Origin of the sequence: Pseudomonas kielensis (assembly GCF_030505375.1) — a bacterium.
GTDB lineage: Bacteria > Pseudomonadota > Gammaproteobacteria > Pseudomonadales > Pseudomonadaceae > Aquipseudomonas > Aquipseudomonas kielensis.
Map to the genome: position 1 here is coordinate 291,482 of NZ_CP130043.1, position 15,631 is coordinate 307,112.

17 protein-coding genes are annotated in these 15,631 nt (G+C 61.7%); 9 read left to right on the forward strand and 8 right to left on the reverse strand.

Annotation, left to right across the window (positions count from 1 at the left end):
- Positions 1-77: 77 nt before the first annotated feature.
- A complete protein-coding gene (gene pbpG, locus Q1W70_RS01495; protein ID WP_166590778.1) occupies positions 78-1,016 on the forward strand; it encodes a D-alanyl-D-alanine endopeptidase in 939 nt (312 codons plus the stop codon).
- 38 nt (positions 1,017-1,054) lie between these two features.
- Here the strand turns inward: pbpG and Q1W70_RS01500 are convergent, their stop codons facing one another.
- On the reverse strand, positions 1,055-1,729 hold the full coding sequence (locus Q1W70_RS01500; RefSeq protein ID WP_436799874.1) for a peptidase C39 family protein: 675 nt from the start codon (positions 1,727-1,729) through the stop codon (positions 1,055-1,057).
- A 179-nt stretch (positions 1,730-1,908) separates the two neighbouring features.
- On the opposite strand from Q1W70_RS01500, the gene Q1W70_RS01505 reads away from it, so the two are divergent.
- Positions 1,909-2,112, forward strand: a complete 204-nt coding sequence (locus Q1W70_RS01505) for a hypothetical protein (RefSeq protein ID WP_178117399.1) — start codon at positions 1,909-1,911, stop codon at positions 2,110-2,112.
- A gap of 77 nt (positions 2,113-2,189) precedes the next feature.
- On the opposite strand, the gene Q1W70_RS01510 is transcribed toward Q1W70_RS01505, so the two are convergent.
- Both Q1W70_RS01510 and Q1W70_RS01515 read right to left on the reverse strand, forming a co-directional pair.
- On the reverse strand, positions 2,190-2,939 hold the full coding sequence (locus Q1W70_RS01510; RefSeq protein WP_166590781.1) for a TerC family protein: 750 nt from the start codon (positions 2,937-2,939) through the stop codon (positions 2,190-2,192).
- A 29-nt stretch (positions 2,940-2,968) separates the two neighbouring features.
- Positions 2,969-3,217, reverse strand: a complete 249-nt coding sequence (locus Q1W70_RS01515) for a hypothetical protein (protein WP_166590821.1) — start codon at positions 3,215-3,217, stop codon at positions 2,969-2,971.
- A 136-nt stretch (positions 3,218-3,353) separates the two neighbouring features.
- Here Q1W70_RS01515 and nhaR point away from each other — a divergent pair, with 136 nt between their 5' ends.
- The gene (gene nhaR / locus Q1W70_RS01520; RefSeq protein ID WP_166590782.1) at positions 3,354-4,250 is read left to right on the forward strand and encodes a transcriptional activator NhaR; all 897 of its coding nucleotides are present in this window, start codon (positions 3,354-3,356) and stop codon (positions 4,248-4,250) included.
- A 4-nt stretch (positions 4,251-4,254) separates the two neighbouring features.
- On the opposite strand, the gene Q1W70_RS01525 is transcribed toward nhaR, so the two are convergent.
- Complete coding sequence (locus Q1W70_RS01525; protein WP_166590783.1) at positions 4,255-5,409, reverse strand: MFS transporter; 1,155 nt, start codon at positions 5,407-5,409, stop codon at positions 4,255-4,257.
- Positions 5,410-5,709: 300 nt separating this feature from the next.
- Between Q1W70_RS01525 and sstT the strand changes: the two genes are divergently transcribed.
- Entirely contained in the window at positions 5,710-6,942 is a 1,233-nt protein-coding gene (sstT, locus tag Q1W70_RS01530; RefSeq protein ID WP_166590784.1) for a serine/threonine transporter SstT, read from the forward strand.
- 65 nt (positions 6,943-7,007) lie between these two features.
- Here the strand turns inward: sstT and Q1W70_RS01535 are convergent, their stop codons facing one another.
- Entirely contained in the window at positions 7,008-7,517 is a 510-nt protein-coding gene (locus Q1W70_RS01535) for a DUF1993 domain-containing protein (RefSeq protein WP_159994581.1), read from the reverse strand.
- 128 nt (positions 7,518-7,645) lie between these two features.
- Here Q1W70_RS01535 and Q1W70_RS01540 point away from each other — a divergent pair, with 128 nt between their 5' ends.
- The gene (locus tag Q1W70_RS01540) at positions 7,646-8,293 is read left to right on the forward strand and encodes a YceH family protein (protein ID WP_166590786.1); all 648 of its coding nucleotides are present in this window, start codon (positions 7,646-7,648) and stop codon (positions 8,291-8,293) included.
- Positions 8,294-8,329: 36 nt separating this feature from the next.
- Here Q1W70_RS01540 and Q1W70_RS01545 read toward each other — a convergent pair whose 3' ends face one another.
- Positions 8,330-9,148, reverse strand: a complete 819-nt coding sequence (locus Q1W70_RS01545) for a shikimate 5-dehydrogenase (protein WP_302098538.1) — start codon at positions 9,146-9,148, stop codon at positions 8,330-8,332.
- A 245-nt stretch (positions 9,149-9,393) separates the two neighbouring features.
- Here Q1W70_RS01545 and Q1W70_RS01550 point away from each other — a divergent pair, with 245 nt between their 5' ends.
- From Q1W70_RS01550 to Q1W70_RS01560, 3 genes are all read left to right on the forward strand, one after another.
- On the forward strand, positions 9,394-9,747 hold the full coding sequence (locus Q1W70_RS01550; RefSeq protein WP_166590788.1) for a hypothetical protein: 354 nt from the start codon (positions 9,394-9,396) through the stop codon (positions 9,745-9,747).
- A gap of 247 nt (positions 9,748-9,994) precedes the next feature.
- Positions 9,995-10,189: a hypothetical protein gene (locus Q1W70_RS01555; protein WP_166590789.1), complete on the forward strand. Its 195-nt coding sequence runs from the start codon at positions 9,995-9,997 to the stop codon at positions 10,187-10,189.
- Positions 10,190-10,303: 114 nt separating this feature from the next.
- A complete protein-coding gene (locus tag Q1W70_RS01560; protein ID WP_166590763.1) occupies positions 10,304-10,459 on the forward strand; it encodes a hypothetical protein in 156 nt (51 codons plus the stop codon).
- Here Q1W70_RS01560 and Q1W70_RS01565 read toward each other — a convergent pair.
- Positions 10,456-11,517 (reverse strand): AI-2E family transporter, encoded by a 1,062-nt coding sequence (locus tag Q1W70_RS01565; RefSeq protein ID WP_166590790.1) that lies wholly within the window; start codon positions 11,515-11,517, stop codon positions 10,456-10,458. The genes Q1W70_RS01560 and Q1W70_RS01565 overlap by 4 nt on opposite strands.
- A gap of 156 nt (positions 11,518-11,673) precedes the next feature.
- Here Q1W70_RS01565 and trhP point away from each other — a divergent pair, with 156 nt between their 5' ends.
- Positions 11,674-12,999, forward strand: a complete 1,326-nt coding sequence (trhP, locus tag Q1W70_RS01570; RefSeq protein WP_302098539.1) for a prephenate-dependent tRNA uridine(34) hydroxylase TrhP — start codon at positions 11,674-11,676, stop codon at positions 12,997-12,999.
- 171 nt (positions 13,000-13,170) lie between these two features.
- Here trhP and Q1W70_RS01575 read toward each other — a convergent pair whose 3' ends face one another.
- On the reverse strand, positions 13,171-14,487 hold the full coding sequence (locus Q1W70_RS01575) for a Na+/H+ antiporter family protein (protein WP_166590822.1): 1,317 nt from the start codon (positions 14,485-14,487) through the stop codon (positions 13,171-13,173).
- Positions 14,488-15,631: the final 1,144 nt, after the last annotated feature.

Sequence of the window (15,631 nt, forward strand, 5' to 3'; positions counted from 1 at the left end):
ACGCTCATAAAATGTAACGCTTTTCTGAAAAAAGCCCGTTGCACAACGGCATCCCCACATTTATCGAGTCCACTCGCGTGAAAATCCGTCTTTCTATCCTGAGTCTCTTCTTGGCATTTTCAGGCACTGTCATGACGCCAAGCGTCAGCGCGGCAGAAACCACAGCGGTACCTCGCGACACCTCGAAACTGCATATCGCCTCCGGCAGCGCCATGCTGATCGACCTGCAGACCAACAAGCTGATCTACGCCAGCAACCCGGACGTGGTGGTGCCCATCGCCTCGGTTACCAAATTGATGACCGGCATGGTGGTGCTGGAAGCCAAACAGAACATGGAGGAATACATTTCCGTGTCGATCAGCGACACCCCGGAAATGAAAGGCGTGTTCTCGCGGGTCAAGATTGGTAGCGAGCTGCCACGCCGGGAAATGCTACTGATCACCCTGATGTCCTCGGAAAACCGTGCCGCCGCGAGCCTGGCCCACCACTACCCGGGCGGCTATGCGGCCTTTATCGCGGCCATGAACGCCAAGGCCAAGGCGCTGGGCATGACCAGCACCCACTATGTCGAACCCACCGGTCTGTCGACCAGCAACGTCTCCACCGCCCGCGACCTGAGCAAACTGGTGCAAGCGGCACGCAAGTACCCACTGCTGAGCGAACTGAGCACCACCAAGGAAAAGACCGTGGCGTTCCGCAAGCCCAACTACACCCTGGGCTTTCACAACACCGATCACCTGGTGCGCAAAGATAATTGGGACATCAAGTTGACCAAGACCGGGTTTACCAACCAAGCGGGCCATTGCCTGGTGCTGATTACCCAGATGGGGGGGCGCCCGGTATCGCTGGTGATCCTCGATGCCTTCGGCAAATACACGCACTTCGCCGACGCCAGCCGGATCCGCCAATGGGTCGAAACCGGCAAGAGCAGCACGGTGCCTGCGGTGGCCTTGCAGTACAAGGCCGACAAGAACCTCAAGAGCCGCCAGAGCGGCGTGGCACAAACGGCGGATTGATCCGCCCCACAGCAAAACGCCGCCAAGGGCGCCGTTTTTCATTTCTGGCTATTCAATGCCTGGATCGCCTGGGCTGCCGCCTCTTCCCGTCCTGCCTGGCTCAGCTCATTGGCCGCCTGCAACCAGCGCTGGCGATCGACCTTGGCCGGTATCTGCGTCGGCGCCTGTACCAGCACGGCCCACCCCCCTGCGCTTTGAAAAGCCGACTCAAAGGACCTGAAGTCCATCAACAGGCGCTTTTCCAAGCCCGAGCGCAACAGTACCGTTTGCTTCTGCCGGTTGTAGCCGGCCAGCAAGGCATACCTCGGCGCCTTCCAGAATGCCGAACCCTCGGTGTAGCGCAGCCACACCGGGTAACCCGCGGCCACCTGGGTCAACAGTGCTGGCAGATTGCTGTCCAGCGGATAGACCACCATCCCGTATTCGCGGGCCAGTTCCTGCATGTTGTGTTGCAACTGCGCCTCGGCGCCGGGCAAATGCAGGGGTTTTTCCAGCAATCCCGGGGTAATCGTCACGCCTTGCTGCGACAGCAGGCTGGCCAACGTCTGCGGGCCACCCTGGTAGGCGTCGCCCCGGTAGAAGCGGCCGCTGAGCTCGACACGCTCGGGCAGACGCTTGATTTCCGGTTGCACAGTGCCGGCACACCCGGCCAGGCTCAAGACGCAGGCCGTAGCCAGCAAGGCAAAGCGAAATCGAGGAAGTACCGGCAACATCATCACTCACTTGTTCAGGTGCCGGGCGGTCAGCGTCCCGGCTTCGCCGCTGATCATAGCAGCGGTATAGCCTTAAACGGCAGTCGGCTGCGGCTGATAGAGCAAACTGGTTGGAGACTCACGACCATTGGTCAATAGCCTGCAACATCACAGCAGCTAGACTGACACCTGCGACAAGCATGTGCCCGATGCAGGGCAACAAGGAGGCACTGATGAGCCTGACCACCACCGTTGTGCTGCTGATCATTGGCTGGCTGGCCGTAGCGGCGGCCATGCTGTGGGGCGTATTGCGCATAACCCGCCGGCATCACCACGCCTACCGTACGCCACAAGCCCCGGCGCCAGAGCACAAACCCGAGCAACCCCACGCCTCTGCCCACTGAACGGTACTTCCCCCCACAAAACAAAACGGCCGCCTGCACCCTGGGTGCAGACGACCGTTGATCACTGCCTTCAGACGTTACGCCTGTTCGGCCGCCTTCTTCTGCCGGGCCCGACGCGACAGCATGTTCAGCACCTCGATTGCCGCCGAGAACGCCATCGCCGCATAGACGTAACCTTTTGGTACGTGGGCGCCAAAACCTTCGGCGATCAGGGTCATGCCGATCATGATCAAGAAGCCCAGGGCCAGCATTACCACGGTCGGGTTTTCATTGATGAACTTGGCCAGAGGCTCAGCCGCCAACAACATCACCAACACCGACACCAGCACCGCGATGATCATGATCGGCAAATGCTCGGTCATGCCGACGGCGGTGATGATGCTGTCGATGGAGAACACCAGGTCGAGCATCAGGATCTGGCCGATAGCCGCGGCAAAACCCAAGGTCACGCCAGAGGTTTTCGACATCGGATCATCCGGCGCCGGGTCCATACTGTGGTGGATTTCCGTGGTGGCCTTCCACAACAGGAACAGACCACCGGCGATCAGGATCATGTCTTTCCAGGAGAACGCGTGGCCTAGCACCTCGATCACCGGCGTCGTCAACTGCACGATGAAGGCGATGGTGCTCAACAGGCCCAGGCGCAGCACCAGGGCCATGCTGATACCGATCCGGCGCGCCTTGGCCCGATGCTGCTCCGGCAGTTTGTTGGTCAGGATCGAAATGAAGATCAGGTTATCGATGCCGAGCACGATTTCCATGACGATCAGGGTAGCCAGGGCGACCCAGGCGGTGGGGCTTGCAGCGAGTTGTAAAAGGTATTCCATGGGTCAGTCCTGACTCGGTGTTAGACGGATTAGATTTCCTGCGACGAACTTTCTTCTTTATCGCTATCGGCCGGGCTGTCTTTTTTGCCAATAATATTACCGGTGGCATCGCTCAGTGCCTGTTCCGCCGCCTTGTGGGTCTCATCAATCGCCAGCTTGGCCGATTCGGCCGCCTTGCCCATCAATTGCTGGGCACTTTTCTCGGCCTGGTCACAGCCCGTCAACAGCAGTGCGGAAACGGCCAGCACGGACGCTGCCGTCAGGGTCTTGAATGTCATCATGGTTTTCCTCGTTAGAACAGAGACGGCCGTATCAGCGGCCCGTCGATAGCGAGGCATTCTAAGCAGACTAACACTTCAGGAAAATTCGTATTTTTAGCGGCTATACTTCGGTTTTTACGAATCGGCACCCTCCATGCTCAACTATCGTCAATTGCACTACTTCTGGGTCGTGGCCAAGACCGGCAGCATCGTGCGCGCATGCGAACAACTGAACCTGACACCACAGACCATCAGCGGTCAGATCAGCCTGCTCGAACAGACCTACGGCATCGAGCTGTTTCGTCGGGTCGGGCGTCAACTGGAGTTGACCGAGGCCGGACGCCAGGCCCTGCCCTACGCCGAGCAGATGTTTCAGTTGGGGGGTGAACTGGAAGCCCTGCTGCGAGCCCAGCCCAATGAGCAGCAGATCGTGTTTCGGGTCGGGGTCGCGGACGTGGTGCCCAAATCCATCGTCTATCGCCTGATCGCGCCCACCATGGAATTGACCGAGCCGCTGCGCATCACTTGTCGCGAGGACAAGCTGGAGCGGTTGCTGGCCGACCTGGCGATCCAGCGCCTGGACCTGGTGATTTCCGACAGCCCCATGCCCTCGCACCTGGACATCAAGGGCTACAGCCAGAAGCTCGGCGAATGTGGCATCAGCTTTTTTGCCACCCAGGAACTCGCGCAACGCTACGGCAGCGACTTCCCCCACTGCCTGCACGGCGCCCCACTGCTGATTCCCGGCCAGGAAACCGTGGTGCGCAGCCGTTTGCAACGCTGGTTCGCCGAGCAGAAAATCCAGCCGCGGATTGTCGGCGAGTTCGATGACAGCGCCCTGATGCAGGCATTTGGCCAATCCGGCAGCGGGATTTTCATCGGCCCCAGCGTGATCGCCGATGAAGTCCGGCGCCAGTACGGCGTGCAACTGATCGGCCAGACCGACGCGGTGACAGAGTCGTTTTACGCCATTTCAGTGGAGCGCAAGGTCAAGCACCCGGGCATCGTCGCCATTACCGAAGGGGGGCGCGAGCTGTTCACCAGTATCTAAGGCTTCAGGCGCAGGCCACTGGGGCCTTGAACTTCATCAGCACCAGGGCCAGCACGATCGACAGCAGGATGAACCCGGCCGCGGCAAAACCCAGGCTACCCAGCCCCAGGGTGTCGATCACCCGTCCGCCCACCAGGGCACCCAGGCCAATCCCCAGGTTGGCCCCGGCGATGTTCAATGACGCGGCAAAGGCCGGCGCCTGAGGTGCGGCCTTCATCAGGCGCACATGGCTGACCAGGAACAGCGCCGCCTGCGTCACGCCCCAGACGCCCATCGCCGCCGCCAGCCCGAGTGTCGAATGGATACTCGGCACCAGCGCCACCATGCCGCCGATCATGAAGCCACAAAACACCATCGAGGCGATCAGCGGATGACGGTCGACCATGCGTCCGCCCAGCGAATTGCCGATCAGGCCGACTGCGCCAAAGCCCATCAGGCACCACCCCACCAGCGTGCCGTTGAAACCGGCCAGGCGCTCAAGGATGTCGGCCAGGTAGGTGTAGGCAGTGAACATGCCGCTGAACACCAGGATCGACAACAGCACATGGCCTTGCATCAGCGGACTGCGCAGGATCTTGAACTGGGCGCGCAAGCTCACCTGTTGCAGGTGCAGATCGGTGCGGGGCAAGTAGATAAACAGCAGCAAGGCCTTGGCGAAGGCAATCACCGCGAGGATGGCGAACGCACTGCGCCAGCCAAATGCATCCGAGATCAGCGTGCCCACGGGGATGCCGAACACCGTGGCGCAGACAATCCCGAAGCCGATCTTGGCAATCGCCCGGCCGGCGTACTGCGGCCCGACAATGTCCACTGCCGTTTCGCTGGCCAGTGCCCAGAACACCGGCAACCCCAGGGCGGGTATCAGCCGAGCCAGGGCCATCACCCCGATATTGGGTGCCAGCGCCGCCAGGGTATTGGCCAGGCCGAACAGAATCAGCACGCTGATAAACAGCCGGCGACGTTCGAACCGAGCACAGTACGCGGTCAGGAACGGACCAAAGGCGGCGACGGTAAACGCGAACAGGGTCACCAACAGCCCCGCCTGGGAAACACTGACCTCAAGATCGCGGGCAATCGAGGGCAACAGCCCGACAATGACAAATTCCGTGGTCAGCACGGTAAATCCGGCGGCTGACAACAGCAGGATGGGCAACAGCATGGAAAACTCCAGAAAACGACAACGCCAGCGACAGCCCGGGGGCTCACTGCACAGAGATGAAAAAAAGGATGGCGAATCTTAACAGAATGCGTCCCCGTACCGCAGCAACACGCACCGAACCGCGGAACCTGCTGGCGTCAGATCGTCACACGCCTGCAGGATACGGCCTACGCTGTGCTAAAGTCCGCGCCCGCGAAAGACTGGACAGTTCGCGTTGCCTGCCGGTTCCGCTAGCCTGCCCCCGTGTTGCTGGCGGCCCCCATGGATTCACGGCACCCTAAAAAAATCAGAGATACCGTTATGACTGCTGCCCCGCCTACTCTCTTGCAAAGACTCAAACGCACCAGCCTGGTCACCCAGATCGTCATCGGCCTGATCGCCGGGATTGCCCTGGCCCTGCTTGCGCCTGACGCGGCGAAGTCCACCGCGCTCATCGGCAAGCTCTTTGTCTCGGCACTCAAGGCCGTCGCACCGATCCTGGTGTTCGTGCTGGTCATGGCCTCGATCGCCAACCACAAGCACGGTCAGGAAACCCACATCCGCCCGATCCTGTTCCTGTATCTGCTGGGCACCTTTGCCGCGGCAGCAGTCGCGGTGGTGGCCAGTACCCTGTTCCCATCGAACCTGGTGCTGGCGACCCACGAGGCGACGATCAGCGCACCGGGCGGGATCAGCGAAGTCCTGCAGAGCCTGCTGCTGAGCGTGGTCGACAACCCGGTCAGCGCGCTGATGAACGCCAACTTCATCGGCATCCTGGCCTGGGCCATCGGCATGGGCGTGGCCATCCGCCATGCCGGCGAAACCACCCGCACCGTACTGGGCGACCTGTCCAACGGGGTGACCCTGATCGTGCGCCTGGTGATCCGTTTTGCGCCGCTGGGTATCTTTGGCCTGGTGGCCTCGACCCTGGCCACCTCGGGCTTTGGTGCGCTGGTCGGCTACCTGCACCTGCTGGCCGTGCTGCTGGGCTGCATGCTGTTCGTGGCACTGGTGATGAACCCGGCCATCGTCTACTGGAAACTGCGCCGCAACCCCTACCCGCTGGTGCTGACCTGCCTGCGCGAAAGCGGGATCACCGCCTTCTTTACCCGCAGCTCGGCAGCCAACATCCCGGTCAACCTGGAGTTGAGCAAGCGCCTGGGCCTGCATGAAGACACCTACTCGGTTTCCATCCCGCTGGGCGCCACCATCAACATGGCCGGCGCGGCGATCACCATCACCGTGCTGACCCTGGCGGCCGTGCACACCCTGGGTATTGCCGTGGACATCCCCACCGCCATCCTGCTGAGCATTGTCGCGGCCATCTGCGCCTGTGGCGCCTCGGGTGTCGCCGGCGGCTCGCTGCTGCTGATTCCCCTGGCCTGCAGCCTGTTCGGCATCCCCAGCGATATCGCCATGCAAGTGGTGGCCGTCGGTTTCATCATCGGCGTGTTGCAGGACTCGGCGGAAACTGCCCTGAACTCCTCCACCGATGTGCTCTTCACCGCCGCAGCCTGCATGGCCGAAGAACCCAACCGCGAACAAACCGCCTAAAACCCGCCGCAACAAAAAGCCCGCCCCGGTTCTCACCAGGGCGGGCTTTTTTGTCGCGCGGGGGTTTAGAACGCGCCCATGTAATCGCGCTTGCCGACTTCCACACCGTTGTGACGCAGGATCGCGTACGTGGTGGTGACGTGGAAGAAGAACTGCGGCAGGCCGTAGGTCAGCAGGTACGACTGGCCACTGAAGCGCTTTTCCTTCGGCGTGCCCGGACGGGTAACGATCTCGATACCTTCCTTGCCATCGATCTGCGCAGGCTGGATGCCGTCGATGAACGCCAGGACCTTGGCGATCAGCGCTTGCAGCTCGGCGAAAGTCACTTCGCTGTCGTCGTACTTCGGCAACTCGACTTCAGCCAGGCGGGCCGAAACGCCCTTGGCAAAATCCACGGCGATCTGCACCTGACGCACCAGCGGGAACATGTCCGGGAACAGGCGCGCCTGCAGCAGGGCATTTGGGTCGATGTTTTTGGCCGTGGCATGGGCCTCGGCCTTGTTCAGCACATCGCTCAGGGCATTGAGCATTTGCTTGAAGACCGGAACGGATGCAGCGTACAGAGAAATAGTCATGGCAGTCTCGCTGGAGAGTGGGGCTGTGAAGGATGGCGCGATTATAGCCATGCCTGAGGCGCGGTGCGGCTTGTCTTTTACTGTGCAAGGATTAGGCTAGACGGCTTCGACTGCATAGGGAAAGCGCGATGAGCACAGAACCAGAGACGTCCACCGAAGATTTGCGCCTGAGCAGCACCGAGCTGCGCATCCTCGGCTCCTTGATCGAGAAACAGGCCACCAGCCCGGAAACCTACCCGCTGACCCTCAATGCGCTGGTCATCGCCTGCAACCAGAAAACCAGCCGCGAACCGGTGATGAACCTGAGCCAGGGCCAGGTCGGCCAGAGCCTGCGCGCCCTCGAAGGGCGCGGCTTCACCCGACTGGTGATGGGCAGCCGTGCCGATCGCTGGGAGCACAAGGTCGACAAGGCACTGGAACTGGTGCCCGCGCAGGTGATTCTGACTGGGCTGTTGTTTTTGAGGGGACCGCAGACGGTCAACGAACTGCTGACCCGTAGCGGGCGCATGCACGACTTCGAAGATGCCGAGCAAGTCGTGCATCAACTTGAACGCCTGATCGCCCGGGGTCTGGCGATGCTCATCCCGCGCCAGGCGGGCCAGCGCGAAGACCGCTACATGCACGCCTTGGGCGACCCGGCGGACATCGAAGCGATCCTCGAAGCGCGCCAGAACCCGGCGGAACGTGGCAGTGCCAGCGGCGTGTCGCTGGAGCGCCTTGAAGAACTGGAAGCGCGAATAGCCGCGTTAGAGGAGCGCCTGGCCCGGCTCGAGTAGCCCCGCCAGGCCTGTCTAGCCTGCCCCGCTGCCTGGTCAGGCGCGGGCAAACGCTACCGCTTGCTGGAATTGCGCTTCGCTGGGGCGAACGCCGGTGTACAGCACAAACTGCTCCAGCGCCTGGATGGCGATGACTTCAAGGCCGGTGATTACCTGCTTGCCAGCCGCCCGAGCCTGCACGATCAGCGGCGTTTCCGACGGGATCGCCACCACATCGAACACGGTCTGCGCCCCCTCGATCACCTCGGCCGGGAACGCCAACTGCTCGGCCTCGCTGCCACCGGCCATGCCGATGGGCGTGACATTGATCAGCATCTGCGGGCGCTCCTCGCCCAGTTCCGCTTGCCAGCGATACCCCAGCGCGTCGGCCAGGGCGCGCCCGGCGTGTTCGTTGCGGGCCAGGATCAGGCCGTTGCGATAGCCACCATCGCGCAGGGCACTGGCAACCGCCTTGGCCATGCCACCGCTGCCGCGCAAGGCAAAGCTCGATGCCTGGGGCACCGCGTGGCTCTTGAGCAGTTGTGCGATCGCGATGTAGTCGGTGTTGTAGGCCTTGAGATGACCGTTGGTGTTGACGATGGTGTTGATCGAGGCGATGGCCGCCGCCGACGCATCCAGCTCATCGACCAGGGCAATGCAGGCTTCCTTGAACGGCATCGACACCCCACAGCCGCGAATACCCAAGGCCCGAATCCCGGCCACCGCCCCCGGCAGGTCCTGGCTGCTGAACGCTTTGTAGTAGAAGTTCAGGCCCAGTTGCTCGTACAGATGGTTGTGGAAACGCAGGCCGAAATTTCCGGGGCGCCCCGACAATGACATGCACAGTTGGGTGTCTTTGTTCGGGTTCATCAGCATGTGGAACTCCTTCGCTAAACACTTTCAGACCAACGGGATTAGCCAGTCCGCAAGCGTTGATCAATCATGACGAGGTACCCGGCCCTGTTGGCGTAGCCGGGTCCGGACGGCGCTACAGACCTTACACAAAATTTACCCAGGCGCCTCGTGAATTCGCCAAAAAACGTTGTCTGAGAGGTATCCCCGCGACACTTGCTGGCTCTATCGCAGAACCAGGCGCCGGGGAGACACAACGAGGAACCATCATGCTCCGTAAACTCCCTGCAATTGCCATGCTGATCGGAGCCTTCGCTGTCGCAGGACAGGCTCAGGCCCACGGTGGTGGTTACCACGGATGGGGCGCGCCGGCGGCAGTCGGCGCGGTAGTGGGTGCCGTGGTCGCAGGCTCGGTGATCGCCAACTCGCAACGCCCGGTGTATGTCCAGCAACCGGTCTACGTCCAGCCGCAACCGGTGTACATCCAGCAACCGCCGCCGGTCTACTACCAGCCGCAGCCGGTGTATGTGCAACAACCGATCTACTACCGCCCGGCGCCGGTGTACTACGGACCACCCCATGGTTACTACGGCCCACCCCGGTACTACGGTCCGCGCTGGTAATCGCTGGCGGATAAAACCCACAGGCCTCGCATCGCAACGGGGCCTGTTGTCGTTTTGCAGCCGATTCCATGTCTGAATAAATCTCGCCAAGGTCGCTGCCGGGACAATGCCTGCGGCAAGATGGCGCATGATGGATCCGACGAATACCCTGGCTTGCGTCGCCCAGGTGTCATATTTATGTCATGGCAGAACCGCAAGCTCTGTTCTGTCCGTCACAAACGGTTAATAAAAACAAGGACGACCCTCTATGCCCACGCAAAACCCGCACCGCGTTGTCGGACTCTGCACCTCCAGCAAGGTCTATAGCGCGCTGACCGAACTCAAGCACCTTGAGGGCCATCGCAGTGCCAAGTTTCTCTCCCTACTGGCCGAGAACCTGGTGCGCAAAGGCCTGCTCAATGAACACGAAGTGATGAACATGCTCGACCAGGTCGTCGACTGACCGCCCCAACGCCGTCAATGTCCACTATCGAGCGCGTTGATTGTCCGCAGAATCAGCGCACCGGTAAGGTACCTCCATCGATTGATGGAGGTACTTATGCCCAAGGTTCAGATCATGTCCGTAATTGGTAGCGCCGTGCCCGCGCCCCTAAGGGAGCTGGGATTGCTCGCCTGTTGGTACCTGGTGCAGGACGGCGAGGCCATCAGTGGTCCGCTGACCTCGCTTCCCGCCGCCCAGGCCCTGTCGCAACGCATCACCCTGAGTGCTTAAGGCAACTGCACCCGCGGCTTGGTTTCGACGTACAGCGCCCAGCTGGAGATAAACAGCGCGGCGATCAACGGACCAATGACAAAACCATTGAGCCCGAAAACCGCCAGGCCGCCCAGGGTCGAGATCAGGATCAGGTAATCCGGCATCTTGGTGTCCTTGCCCACCAGAATCGGGCGCAGCACGTTATCCACCAGGCCGATCACGAACACCCCGAACAACCCCAGGACCACCCCCTGCCAGACCGCACCGCTGAGCAGGAACCAGGCCGCCACGGGCGCCCAGACAATCCCCGCCCCCACCGCTGGCAACAGCGACAGAAACGCCATCAACACTGCCCAGAGCAACGCACTGGGAATGTCCAGGAACCAGAAGATCAGCCCACCCAGCGCGCCCTGCGTGACGGCCACCAGCAGGTTGCCCTTCACCGTGGCCCGCACCACGCGGTTGAACTTGAGTTGCAGGCGGCGTTTCTGATGCTCCTCAAGGGGCACCGCCGTGCGCAGCTTGCGCGCCAGCTCCGGGCCGTCGCGTAAAAAGAAGAACAGCAGGTACAGCATGATGAAAAAACTCACCACGAACTCAAACGTGCCCTGACCGAAGCTGAACGCCTGGGTGGCAAAGAACTCGCTGCCCTGCATCGCACCCTTGACGATTTTTTCCCGCAGGCCACTCAGGTCGCCCATGCCGAACCGATCCAACAGGTGCTGGAAGTACGGCGGCAGGCTGTGCTTGAACTGCGCCAGATAGCCGGCAATGTCCAATTCGCCGCTCTCGATATTCTTGTAGAGCGTGGACCCCTCCTGCACCAGCAAGGCGCTGATGATGATCACCGGCAAGATCGCAATCACCAGGCACACGCTGAGGGTAAACAGCGAGACCAGGTTGCGTTGCCAGCCAAATTTCAACTGCAGCCGATGCTGCAACGGGGCAAACACAATGCCCAGGATTACCGCCCAGAACACCGCGCCGTAGAACGGCAGGAGAATCCAGATAAACGCCAGGGTGACCAGGACCAACAGGACCATCAGGGATTTGTTCTGTATCGAGGAGTGGTTCATGTCCGATCCATGTCTGATAGACGCCGACTGCGCCTTACAGGTTAGTCAGCCACGAAACGCCCGAGTGCCGTGATTTCTTCAGCGAACATAGATCCAGATCAATAAACGCCCGGCGCACCTGCCCTACCCTCGCGCCCTTTTGCGATCGACGCCACCATGACTCTCGCCACACCCGAACTGCTCGCCCCCGCCGGCACCCTGAAAAACATGCGTTACGCCTTCGCCTATGGCGCCGATGCGGTGTATGCCGGTCAGCCGCGCTACAGCCTGCGGGTGCGCAACAACGAGTTCGATCACGCCAACCTGGCCCTCGGGATCAGCGAAGCCCAGGCCCAGGGCAAGCGCTTCTACGTGGTGGTCAACATCGCCCCGCACAACGCCAAGCTCAAGACCTTTCTCAAGGACCTCGAACCAGTGATTGCCATGGCCCCGGACGCGCTGATCATGTCCGACCCGGGCTTGATCATGCTGGTGCGCCGGCATTTCCCGCAGATGCCGATCCACCTTTCGGTGCAAGCCAATACCGTGAACTGGGCCAGTGTCGAGTTCTGGCAGCAACAGGGGCTGAGCCGGATCATCCTCTCGCGTGAGTTGTCCCTGGAGGAAATCGCCGAGATCCGTCAGCAGGTACCGGCCATGGAGCTGGAAGTGTTTGTCCACGGCGCGCTGTGCATGGCCTATTCCGGGCGCTGCCTGCTGTCGGGCTACCTGAACAAGCGCGATGCCAACCAGGGCACCTGCACCAATGCCTGCCGCTGGAAGTATTCAGCCCAGCCGGCGACGGAAAACAACGTGGGCGAGATCGTCCAGCAGTTTGCGCCGGAACCGACCCTGGGCCTCGGCACACCGACCGACCAGGTGTTCCTGTTGCAGGAAGCCAATCGCCCGGACGAACTGCTGCCGGCCTTCGAAGATGAACACGGCACCTACATCATGAACGCCAAGGACCTGCGCGCCGTGCAGCACGTGGAGCGCCTGACGCACATGGGCGTGCATTCGCTGAAGATCGAAGGCCGGACCAAGTCGCACTTCTATTGCGCACGTACCACCCAGGTCTACCGACGCGCGATCGACGACGCCGTGGCCGGCCGCCCGTTCGACCGCAGCCTGATGACGGACCTGGAGTCCCTGGCCCAGCGCGGCTACACCGAAGGTTTCCTGCGCCGCCACGTCCACGACGAATACCAGAACTACCAGAACGGCAGCTCGGTCTGCGACCGCCAGCAGTTCGTCGGCGAACTGACCGGCGAGCGCCGTGAGCGCCTGGCCGAGGTCAAGGTGAAAAACCGCTTTGCCCTGGGCGACCACATGGAACTGATGACCCCCAAGGGCAATTTCCACTTCGACCTGCAGCAGCTGCAGAGCGCCAAGGGCGAGCCGCTGGAAGTGGCGCCGGGAGACGGCCACATCGTCTACCTGCCGATTCCGGATGCGGTGGACTTGCAATATGGACTGCTGATGCGGGATGTGAACAAGGGCTGACCGTGGCCCTCGCGCCTACACAATCCCTCTAGGCACACACCCAGGACCTTGTAGGAGCGAGCCCTGCTCGCGATGGACGTCAACGATGACGCGGGTTTCCTGAATAAATGCGGCGCGCTCAGGTTTTTCGCGAGCACGCCGCAAGCGCCTCCAGAAGGTGTGTTCGAAGGTTTACAGCACCATCGCTGCCACCCAGCCAAACGCCAGCAACGGCAGGTTGTAATGCAGGAAAGTCGGGACCACGGTGTCCCAGATATGGTGATGCTGGCCGTCGATGTTCAGGCCCGACGTCGGGCCCAGGGTCGAGTCCGAGGCCGGTGAACCGGCGTCGCCCAGGGCCCCGGCGGTGCCGACGATGCAGACGATGGCCAATGGACTGAAGCCCAACTGCACGCACAGCGGCACAAAGATCGCCGCCAGGATCGGCACCGTGGAAAAGGACGAGCCGATGCCCATGGTCACCAGCAGCCCAACCAGTAGCATCAACAACGCGCCGACGCCCTTGCTGTGGCCGATCCACGCCGCCGACGTCTCAACCAGGGTCTGCACTTCGCCGGTGGCCTTCATGACCTCGGCGAACCCGGAGGCGGCGATCATGATGAAACCAATCATCGCCATCATCTTCATGCCTTCGGTGAACAGGTCGTCGGTCTCGCGCCAGCGCACCACCCCCGATACCGAGAAGATCAGGAACCCGGCCAACGCGCCGATAATCATCGAGTCCAGCAGCAACTGGATGATGAAGGCGGCGGCAATCGCCAGCCCTGCCACCATCAACGTCAGCGGGTTGTACTGGACAGCCACCTGCTCGACCCGCTCGATCTTCTCCAGGTCATACACGCGCTTCTTGCGGTAGCTGACAAACGCCAGCAACAACCCGAAGACCATGCCCAACGCCGGAATACCCATGGCGTGGGTGACGTTGACGCCACTGATGTCGACGCCACTCTTGGCCACGTTGGCCAGCAGAATCTCATTGAGGAAGATATTGCCGAAACCCACCGGCAGGAACATGTATGGCGTGATCAAGCCGAAGGTCATGACGCAGGCGATCAAGCGGCGATCCAGTTGCAGCTTGGTCAGCACGTACAGCAGCGGCGGCACCAGCAGGGGAATAAAAGCAATGTGAATCGGCAGGATGTTCTGCGAGGCGATCGCCACCGCCCAGAGCAAACCGATCAGCACCCATTTGATCTGGCCACCGCCGTTGGCGTCCTGGCGATCCACCAGGGCCAGGGCTTTGTCCGCCAGGGCGTGGGCCAGGCCGGACTTGGCAATTGCCACCGCAAAGGCGCCGAGCAAGGCGTAGGACAACGCCACGGTCGCCCCGCCGCCCAGGCCACTGTTGAAGGCCTTGAGCGTCGCTTCCATACCCAGGCCGCCGGTCAGGCCACCCACCAGCGCGCCAACGATCAGCGCGATCACCACATGCACGCGGGACAGGCTGAGCACCAGCATGACGCCAACCGCGGCAATTACTGCATTAATCATCGTTACCTCAAGGCACAGTCGCCGCTGAACGCGGCGCAAACGGGATGAGTCCGGCCTGCCAGCTGCAAGGGCCGACACCGGGTGGAATAGAGGTTTTATTAGAGGGCGCGCACTGTGCCGCAGCCCGCCGCGCTTGTCAAAAGCTACGCGGCCTCAAGAAAGCGCTGATGAGGCCGTTACAGGTCCAGGTCTTGGATATTTATCGATTAAGGGCGCCTCCATGTCACTCAGACAGCTGTCGATTCAATGGAAAATCACCCTGCTGGCCGGGCTGTGCCTGGCCGGCGTCGTGACCTTGCTGGTGGGTCTGTCGTTGTATCGCATGGAGCACAGTTCCGAACTGGTCAAGGCATCGAGCATGAGCATGCTCAATGAAGCGGCTCAATCGCGCATCGAAGCCCAGGGCGAAGTCCAGGCGCTGGGGATTCGCCAGCAGTTCATGGACGCCTATCAATATGGCCATGGCTTCTCGCGCCAGGTGCTGTTCCTGCGCGAACAGGCCGAGAAACGGTTCCTCGACGCCTTCGACCTGCGCGAAGACCTGACCCGCCAGGTCAAGTCGGCGCTGCTGGCCAACCCGCAACTGCTCGGGCTGTCGCTGGTGTTCGAAGCCAACGCCCTGGATGGCAAGGATGAGCTGTTTGCCGGCCAGGAGGAACTGGGCAGCAATGACAAGGGCCGCTTTGCCCTGTACTGGTCGCAGCCGACCGCCGGCAAGCTGAACTCGATGGCGCTGCCCGAAAGCGACATGGCCGACACCCGCACCGGCCCCAGCGGCGAACCGGCCAATGCCTGGTTCACTTGCCCGCGCGCAACCCTCAAGCCCTGCGTGATCGAACCCTATTTCTATGTGATCGACGGCCAGAACGTGCTGATGACCAGCATCGTCTTCCCCCTGCTGGTGGACGGCAAGGTCATCGCCTCGCTGTCGGTGGACATCAACCTTAACAGCCTGCAGGCCGTCAGCCAGCAGGCGAGCCGCGAGCTCTACGACGGCCAGACAAGCGTCAGCATCCTCAGCCCGGTCGGCCTGCTCGCCGGCTATAGCCCGGACGCCAGCAAACTCAGCCAGCGCCTGGACGCGGTGGACCCGGACGGCGCCGAACTGCTGCGCATGCTGGGCGCCGCCCACCAGACCCAG